The organism is Pseudoflavonifractor capillosus (assembly GCF_016902575.1).
In the GTDB taxonomy this organism is placed as follows: Bacteria; Bacillota; Clostridia; order Oscillospirales; family Oscillospiraceae; genus Enterenecus; species Enterenecus capillosus_A.
In genome coordinates, this window is sequence record NZ_JACSNZ010000024.1 from 20,589 (window position 1) to 28,972 (window position 8,384).

The window sequence follows — 8,384 nt, forward strand, 5'->3', positions numbered from 1 at the left end:
GGACGGAATCAAATGGCTAAGAAAAAGTCCCCCCAGGAGGGGGAAAAGAAGAAGACAAACCCCAACGTGATGGGACTCCACGCCCAGGTGCTGGAGCAGCCCATCACCCAGACCCTGGAGCTGAACTACATGCCCTACGCCATGTCGGTGATCGTCTCCCGGGCCATTCCTGAAATTGACGGCTTCAAGCCCAGCCACCGCAAGCTGCTGTACACCATGTACCAGATGAAGCTGCTCTCCGGGCCCCGCACCAAGAGTGCCAACGTGGTGGGCGCCACCATGAAATTGAATCCCCACGGCGATGCCGCCATTTACGACACCATGGTGCGCCTGTCCCGGGGCTATGGGGCACTGCTCCACCCTCTGGTGGACTCCAAGGGCAACTTCGGCAAGGTGTACTCCCGAGACATGGCCTGGGCCGCCTCACGATACACCGAGGTGCGGTTAGACCCCATCTGTCAGGAGCTGTTCCGGGACATTGACCAGGATGCAGTGGACTTTGTGCCCAACTACGACGGCAAGCTGCAAGAGCCCACCCTGCTGCCCACTACCTTCCCCAACGTGCTGGTGGCGGCCAACCAGGGCATCGCCGTGGGCATGGCCTCCAACCTGTGCGGGTTCAACCTGGGCGAGGTGTGCGAGGCGGCCATTGCCCGGATGAAGAACCCGGACACCGACCTTTTGTCCATTTTGAAGGCCCCTGACTTCTCCACCGGCGGGCAGCTGCTCTACGACCAGAAGGCTCTGGAGGACATCTACCGCACGGGCCGGGGCAGCGTGAAGCTGCGGGCCAAGTGGAACTACTCCAAGAGTGAAAACCTCATTGAAGTCACCGAAATCCCCTATTCCACCACGGTGGAGGCCATCATCGACAAGGTGGCAGAGCTGATTAAAGCGGGCAAGATCCGGGAGATCTCGGACATGCGGGACGAGACGGGTCTGGACGGCCTGAAAATCGCCATTGACCTCAAGCGTGGCACCGACCCGGACAAGCTGATGACCAAGCTCTTCTCCCTCACCCCTCTTCAGGACACCTTTTCCTGCAACTTCAACATCCTCATTGCGGGCATGCCCCGGGTGATGGGTGTGGGTGAGATCCTGGACGAGTGGACGGCATGGCGCATGGACGGCGTGCGTCGGCGCACCTACCATGTGTGTAAGAAGAAAGAGGACAAGCTGCACCTGTTAAAGGGCTTGAAGCAAATTCTGCTGGACATCGACAAGGCCATTGCCATCATCCGTGAGACGGAGGAGGAGGCCGAGGTGGTGCCCAACCTGATGATCGGGTTCGGCATCGACCAGATCCAGGCGGAATATGTGGCGGACATCCGCCTGCGCAACATCAACAAGGAATACATCCTCAAGCGGGTGGAGGAGGTCTCCTCTCTGGAAGAGGAGATTGCAGATTTGAAGGACCTGATGAACTCCCCCAAGCGGATCCAGAAGGTCATCATCACCGAGCTGCAACAGGTGAAAAAGAAGTACGACACCCCCCGGCGCACCGAGATCATCTACGAGTACGAAAACCTCACCGCTGAGAAGGCCGCCGCCCAGGAGGCCCCGGACTATCCCGTCCACGTCTTTCTCTCCCAGGAGGGGTATTTCAAGAAGATCACCCCCCAGTCTCTGCGCATGAGCGGCGAGCAGAAGTACAAGGAGGGGGACGGCCCCTTCCTGCACTGGGAGGGAAGCAACCGGGACGAGCTGCTGGTATTCACCGACCGTCAGCAGTGCTACAAGACCCGGCTGTCCGACTTCGACGACTCCAAGGCCAGCCTGTTGGGGGACTATCTGCCCACCAAGCTGGGGATGGACGGGGAGGAAAAGGTGGTCTGGGCCTGCAACCCCGGAGACTACTCCGCCCACCTGCTCTTCTTCTTTGAAAATGGCAAGGCCGCCCGGGTGGAGCTGGGCGCCTACCAGACCCAGACCCGGCGGAAAAAGCTCACCGGGGCCTATTCGGACAAATCTCCCCTGGTGTCCGCCCTGGTGCTGGCTGAGGACACAGAAATGGCGGTATGTTCCACCGAAGGGCGCTGTGTGGTGTTCCACACCGCCTCCCTCACTCCCAAGGCCACCCGCTCCACCCAGGGCGTCAACGTGATGACCCTGAAACCCAAGTATAAGGTGGCCTGGGCCAAACCTTTGGGGGAGACCACCATCGTCAACGCTCCCCGGTATCGGGCCCGCTCCCTGCCCATTGCCGGTGCTCTGCTAAAGGAAGAAGACCGGGGCGAGACGCAGCTGTCTCTCCTGTAACAAGGAGGTTCTATGAATCTAAAGAAAAACATCTGGGCCGTATTTGTCATTACCTTCGCCTCAGCCATCTATGCTTTGGGCTTTGTGTGGTGCTTTGCCCCCAACAATATCGCCTTCGGCGGTATCACCGGCGTGGCCCAAATCATCAACTATTTCATTCCCGCCTGCCCGGTGGGTATGACGGTGATCGTGCTCAACATTCCTCTGTTTATTTTGGGCTGGAGATTTATTGGCGGGCGGCTGCTGGTGCTCTCTTTGTACGCCATGTTCATCTCCTCGGTGTTCATTGACATTCTCACCCCCCTCTACGACTGGCAGCCCATGGAGCCTCTGCTGGCCTGCATTTTCGGCGGCCTGCTCATGGGTCTGTCCCTGGGCTTTGTGTTCCAGCAGGGTGCCACCACCGGCGGCACCGACCTGGCCGCCCGGCTTCTGAAGCTGGTGCTCAAGTGGCTGCCCATGGGTAAGCTGCTGCTGGCGGTGGATCTGATCGTGGTGGTGTCGGTGGCTCTGGCCTTCCGCACCATCAACACCGCTCTCTACGGCCTGGTGGCCCTGTACATCTCCACCCTGGCTCTGGACGGAGTGCTCTACGGCATGGACACCGCCAAGGTGGCCTACATCATCAGCGACCACAACGACGAGATCCGCCGGGTGCTGGTGGAGGATCTGGACAAGGGTGTCACCATCCTCCACGGCCAGGGCGCTTACACCGGAAACGAGAAGCAGGTGCTCTTGTGCGCCTTCAAGCAACGGGAGATCGCCACCATCAAAGCTGCCGTGAAGGGCATAGACCCCAACGCCTTCCTCATTGTCTGCAATGCCCACGAGGTGCTGGGTGAGGGCTTCCGGATGTACCACGCCGACGGACTGTAATGTATAAGGAGGGATCACATCATGGCTGATTTGAAAAAATTGCGGGAAAACCTGGCACGAGAGGGGTTTGTCACCTCTTATTTTGAGACCGGGGAGGAGGCCTGTGCCTATCTGGGGACGAAGCTGGACGGGAAAACCATCGGCTTTGGCGGCTCGGTGACGGTGCAGGAGCTGGGGTTGTATGACAAGCTGGCCACCCACAACACCTGTCTGTGGCACTGGCAGAAGTCGGACGTGGTGGACGCCTCCCGGGCTGATGCCTACATTTGCTCCCTCAACGGGGTGAGCGAGAACGGGGAACTCATCAACATTGACGGCAGCGGAAACCGGGTGGCTTCCGGCCTTTTTGGCCACCAGGAGCTGTATTTTGTCATTGGTGTGAATAAAATCGCCCCGGATTTTGAATCCGCCCTGTGGCGAGCCAGAAACATTGCCGCCCCCAAAAACGCCCAGCGGCTGGGCCGCAACACGCCCTGTGCCGCCAAGGGGGACCGGTGCTACAACTGCGACAGCGAGGATCGCATCTGCGCCGCCCTCACCGTGTATTGGCGCAAACCCAAGGCCATTCCCCATGTGGAAGTGGTCATCGTCAACCAGGATCTAGGCTACTGAGCCATGTTTGAGAGGAGGAGCGTTATGAAAACCAGACTGCTGGCCCTGTGTCTTGCCTGCGGCGTGTCCCTGTCCGGGTGCAGCGCCATGCTGGATCGCAGCTACGTCTCCTCCGCCACCCATCTGGACTACTCCGTGGCAGAGGACTCCTCCATCCTCCGGGTGGAGACCTACCAGGGCCTGGTCAACGCCCTGTTGTACTTCGTCAATGAGCACACCTCCAGCGGCACCATCCGCCTGTACAACTACACCGGGGATGTGGAATCGGATCTGGAGTCTGCCTGCAATGAGGTCATGACAGAGGATCCTCTGGGTGCATTCTCTGTGCGAACCATGAAGTATGACAGTACCCGCATCCTCTCCTACTACGAGGTGGAGGTGAACATTGTCTACTCCCGGTCGGCTCAGGCGGTAAACTCCATCCAGTCGGTGGCGGGCCTGTCCGGTCTGCGGGGTGAGCTGACCCGAGCCATCTCCGCCCAGCAGACCCAGAGCCTATCCCGGGTGTCCTACTTCTCTGGGGACACTGCCACCGTGGAGGCACTGTTCTGGATGGCCTTTTACAGCAGCCCCCATCTGGCTCTCAATCCCCCGCCCCAGGTCACAGCATCTCTATACCCAGACTCCGGGCCCCAGCGCATTGTGGAGGTAAACCTCACCTGGCCGGACACCCAGACCGACACCACCGCATACGCCAAGGAGCTGGAGACAGTGGTGGACCAGCTGCTCTCCGACGCCCCTCAGACCGCCCGCACTGCCCAGGCTCTCACCGCCCTGGTGCAGCAGCAGGTCACCCCCTCCTCCACCGGCTCTCTCACCGCACTGGACGCCCTGTCCGGGCAGGCTGCCAGTGACCGAGGCCTGCTGTTGGGCCTGGAGGCGGTGCTGCAAGGTGCTGACGTGGAGGCCAACATGGTGCTGGGCAGCCTCCGGGGCAGCTCCACCATGTGGCTCATTGTGGCCACAGAAGACGGCTACCGCCACCTGCTGGCCCAGTCCCTCTACCCTGACCAGCCCTTGCAGCTGTATACCGACCAGCAGATGACAGAGCTGGGCTACACCTGGACCACCTCTCTCTATCCTGCCTGTCTGGAAAACACCCAGGGATGATGCCAGCCCCGGCCCTCTCCGGAATGGCAAATGAAGTTTTTCAAAAAACTTTGAAAAAGTTGTTGACAAAAGGAGCTTCATCTGGTATTATTCCTTTTGTCGCCGCGAGTGTAGCTCATCTGGTAGAGCGCCACCTTGCCAAGGTGGAGGTAGCGAGTTCGAGCCTCGTCACTCGCTCCAAGCGAATGGAGATATGCCTATCTGGGTATATCTCCATTTTTTCTTGTCCCGGAAACTCGCTACCTCCACCTTAACTTGAAATCTGAGGTGCGGGGGCCCCACAAAAGCCATCGGCTTTTGTGGGTACGGTTGCGAGTTCGAGCCTCGTCACTCGCTCCAAAAAAGAAAGCCTGACGTTTTGTCAGGCTTTCTTTTTTGGTATCCGTAGGTCATTTCAATGCTCGCCGGAAGTGAATTCCGGCTGCGCCAAGGTTTTCGCCGCAGGCGAAAACACTTGTACGGCGCACCTGCGCCGCCCCGCCTTGCGGGGCCCCATGTAAATGGAGATGTGCCTGTCCGGGTACATCTCCATTTTTCTTTTCCTATATCCCTGTCAAAGCCCTGCCAGCCTGGCGGGGTCGCTCCGCTGGGGTCTATTTTTGCCCGGCCAAAAATAGACGAAAAAGCCGCTTAGGGCGTTCCCCCCTAAGAACCTCCCTGGGGTACGAGGCTGGAACTGCGTCAAATTGCCTGCGGCCCAGAAAATCTTCTGCTATTCCTGCTCTTGCCACCAGCCCAGGCTTTCATGGCAGCTGGCCCTGCAGCTTGCTCATTCCACCGTCTGGGCCTTTGCTTTGTTGCTATGCAGCCGTCTGCGGCTGCCGGGAGACTGGCCGCCGGCGGCTGGGAACAGCCGCTTTACCAAGAGAAGGCCCGGACAGGGGAACCGCTAGGCCACTAGGGCCAGCTGCCATGGCCGCCTGGTGTGGTGGCACAAACAGAATCACAGCAGGGGTGACGGGCCAAATGGAGAGTTGACGCAGTGTCAGCCTGGTACCCCAGGGGAGGTCCTTCGGTGTCTTCCCTGCAAGGGCAGGTGGTCACCGCCAAGCCGCCGGAGGATGTGATCTTCTGCGAGAGCCAGGAGGTGCTCTTCACCCTGGTGGAAACGGGCTACGCCTTTTCCATCATGGCCGATTTCCCGCCCCTTCGCTCCCCCCAGCTACGCTACATTCCTGTGGAAAATGTGCCTTTCCTCTCCTTCGGGGTGGCCTATCTGCGGGGCAACCGCAGCCAGACCCTGCGGCGCTTTCTCTCCATCTTGGAGGAGACGGTGAAGGTTGCCCTACAACCCGGCATTTGATATAATGACAGACAGCTGGATTTTACAACAAGGATTTGATATAGATGCTCAACGAAAAACAGAGATCGGAATTTGCCTCCCTGCGCCGGGCGGCCATCGCCCTGGACTACCCCAACCTGAACCCGGAGCAGCTCCAGGCGGTGCTCACCACCCAGGGTCCTCTGCTGCTGCTGGCAGGGGCAGGGTCAGGCAAGACCACGGTGCTCATCCACCGGGTGGCCAACCTCATCCGCTATGGCCGAGGCTCGGACTCCACCGAGGTACCCGGCTGGGCCACGGTGGAGGATTTGGACTTTTTGCGGGGCTATGTGGATGCCCCCACCCCCCAGGGGCGGGAATACGCCGCCCGGCTGTGTGAGCTGGACCCGGCCCCTCCCTGGACCATCCTGGCCATCACCTTCACCAACAAGGCCGCCGGGGAACTGAAGGACCGGCTGGAACGGGTGCTGGGCCCCCAGGCTCTGGACATCTGGGCCTCCACCTTCCACTCCGCCTGTGTGCGCATCCTGCGCCGGGACATCGAGCGGCTGGGCTTTCCCTCCTCCTTTACCATCTACGACACCGACGACTCTCTGCGGGTCATCAAAGACTGCCTGAAAGAGTTTGGCATGGACGAGAAGCTGTTCCCGCCCCGCTCGGTGCTGGGCACCATCTCCAAGGCCAAGGATCAGATGCAGCTGGCGGAGGACTTCCACAAAGAGGCCCGGAAAAGTGGGGATTTCCGCTTAGAACAGATTTCCCGGCTGTACTCCGCCTACCAAAAGCGGCTGTGGGAGGCTGGGGCGCTGGACTTTGACGACATCATCTTCCACACCGTGCGCCTCTTGCAGCAGGACGAGGAAGTGCTGGCCTACTACCAAAACAAGTTCCGCTATGTGCTCATTGACGAGTACCAGGACACCAACCATATGCAGTATCTGCTGGCCTCTCTGCTGGCGGGGGGCCACAAAAACATCTGCGTGGTGGGTGACGACGACCAGTCCATCTACCGCTTCCGGGGTGCCACCATTGAAAACATCCTCTCCTTTGAGAGCCAGTACAAAAATGCCCAGTGCATCCGCCTGGAGCAGAACTACCGCTCCACCAAGACCATCCTGTCAGCGGCCAACAACGTCATCCGCCGCAACCAGGGCCGCAAGGGCAAGGAGCTGTGGACGGCAGGGGCAGAAGGGGACAAGGTACACCTGTACACCGCCATGAACGAGAGTGACGAGGCCCAGTATGTGGCCAACACCATTTTGGAGCACTACCGCCAGGGAATGAAGTGGCGGGACCACGCCGTCCTCTACCGCATGAACGCCCAGTCCTATCAGCTGGAATTGGCCTTCAAGCGCACCGGCATCCCCTACCGGGTCATTGGGGGCACCCGCTTCTTTGACCGGGCGGAAGTGAAGGACATGCTGGCCTACCTGTGCGTGGTGTCCAACCCCCAGGACGATTTGCGGCTCTCCCGCATCATCAACGTCCCCGCCCGGGGCATCGGGGCCACCACCGTGGAGCGGGCAAAGGCCATTGCCGCCCAGCAGGGGCTGTCCCTGTGGCAGGTGATCAACCAGCCGGAGCAGTACCCCGAGCTGCAAAAGGCCGCTGCCAAGCTGGGGGCCTTTACCTCCCTCATCCGGGACCTGCGGGCCATGAGCGGCATGGATCTGGCCGCCTTTTATGAAATTGTCATGGAGCGCACCGGGTACACCGCCATGCTGAGCGTAAAGCCCGACGTGGAAAACCGCACCCGGCTGGAGAACATTCGAGAGCTGCTGACCTCCATCAAGGGGTACATGGAAAACAGCGAGTCCCCCACCCTGGCAGGATTTTTGGACGAGATCGCCCTGTATACCGACCTGGATAACCACGACCCCAACGAGGATGCGGTGGTGATGATGACCATGCACTCAGCCAAGGGTCTGGAGTTCCCCGTGGTGTTCGTGGTGGGCATGGAAGAGGGCATCTTCCCCGGTATGCGCTGCATCGGCGACGAGGAGGAGATGGAAGAGGAGCGGCGGCTGTGCTATGTGGCTCTCACCCGAGCCAAGGAGCAGCTGCACCTGACCTGTGCCAGTATGCGTATGCTCTACGGCCGCACCAGTGCCAACCGCCCCTCCCGCTTCGCCGGGGAAATTCCCCCGGGGCTGCTGGAGCAGAGCGGGCGCAGCTATCAGGAGCGCAGCCGCCCCTGGGAGAGCGGCAGCAGCTTTGTCCCCTCCCCCCAGGCCCGTCCCAAGCC

General features: G+C 60.3%; 6 protein-coding genes and 1 tRNA gene. All 7 read left to right on the top strand.

Going from position 1 to position 8,384, the window contains the following annotated elements; all coding sequences use genetic code 11:
* The first annotated feature begins 12 nt into the window (after positions 1–12).
* A complete protein-coding gene (locus H9X86_RS08230) occupies positions 13–2,259 on the top strand; it encodes a DNA gyrase subunit A (protein ID WP_204901060.1) in 2,247 nt (748 codons plus the stop codon).
* Between the two features lie 12 nt (positions 2,260–2,271).
* Positions 2,272–3,135, top strand: coding sequence for a YitT family protein (locus H9X86_RS08235; protein WP_204901061.1), 864 nt, complete (start codon positions 2,272–2,274; stop codon positions 3,133–3,135).
* 21 nt (positions 3,136–3,156) lie between these two features.
* The gene (locus H9X86_RS08240; RefSeq protein WP_204901062.1) at positions 3,157–3,747 is read left to right on the top strand and encodes a lactate utilization protein; all 591 of its coding nucleotides are present in this window, start codon (positions 3,157–3,159) and stop codon (positions 3,745–3,747) included.
* Between the two features lie 24 nt (positions 3,748–3,771).
* Entirely contained in the window at positions 3,772–4,857 is a 1,086-nt protein-coding gene (locus H9X86_RS08245) for a hypothetical protein (RefSeq protein WP_204901063.1), read from the top strand.
* Between the two features lie 104 nt (positions 4,858–4,961).
* Positions 4,962–5,037, top strand: a tRNA-Gly gene (locus H9X86_RS08250).
* 835 nt (positions 5,038–5,872) lie between these two features.
* Positions 5,873–6,160 (top strand): hypothetical protein, encoded by a 288-nt coding sequence (locus H9X86_RS08255; RefSeq protein WP_204901064.1) that lies wholly within the window; start codon positions 5,873–5,875, stop codon positions 6,158–6,160.
* 44 nt (positions 6,161–6,204) lie between these two features.
* Positions 6,205–8,384 (top strand): ATP-dependent helicase (locus H9X86_RS08260; protein WP_204901065.1); only part of this gene is annotated, 2,180 nt, incomplete at its 3' end.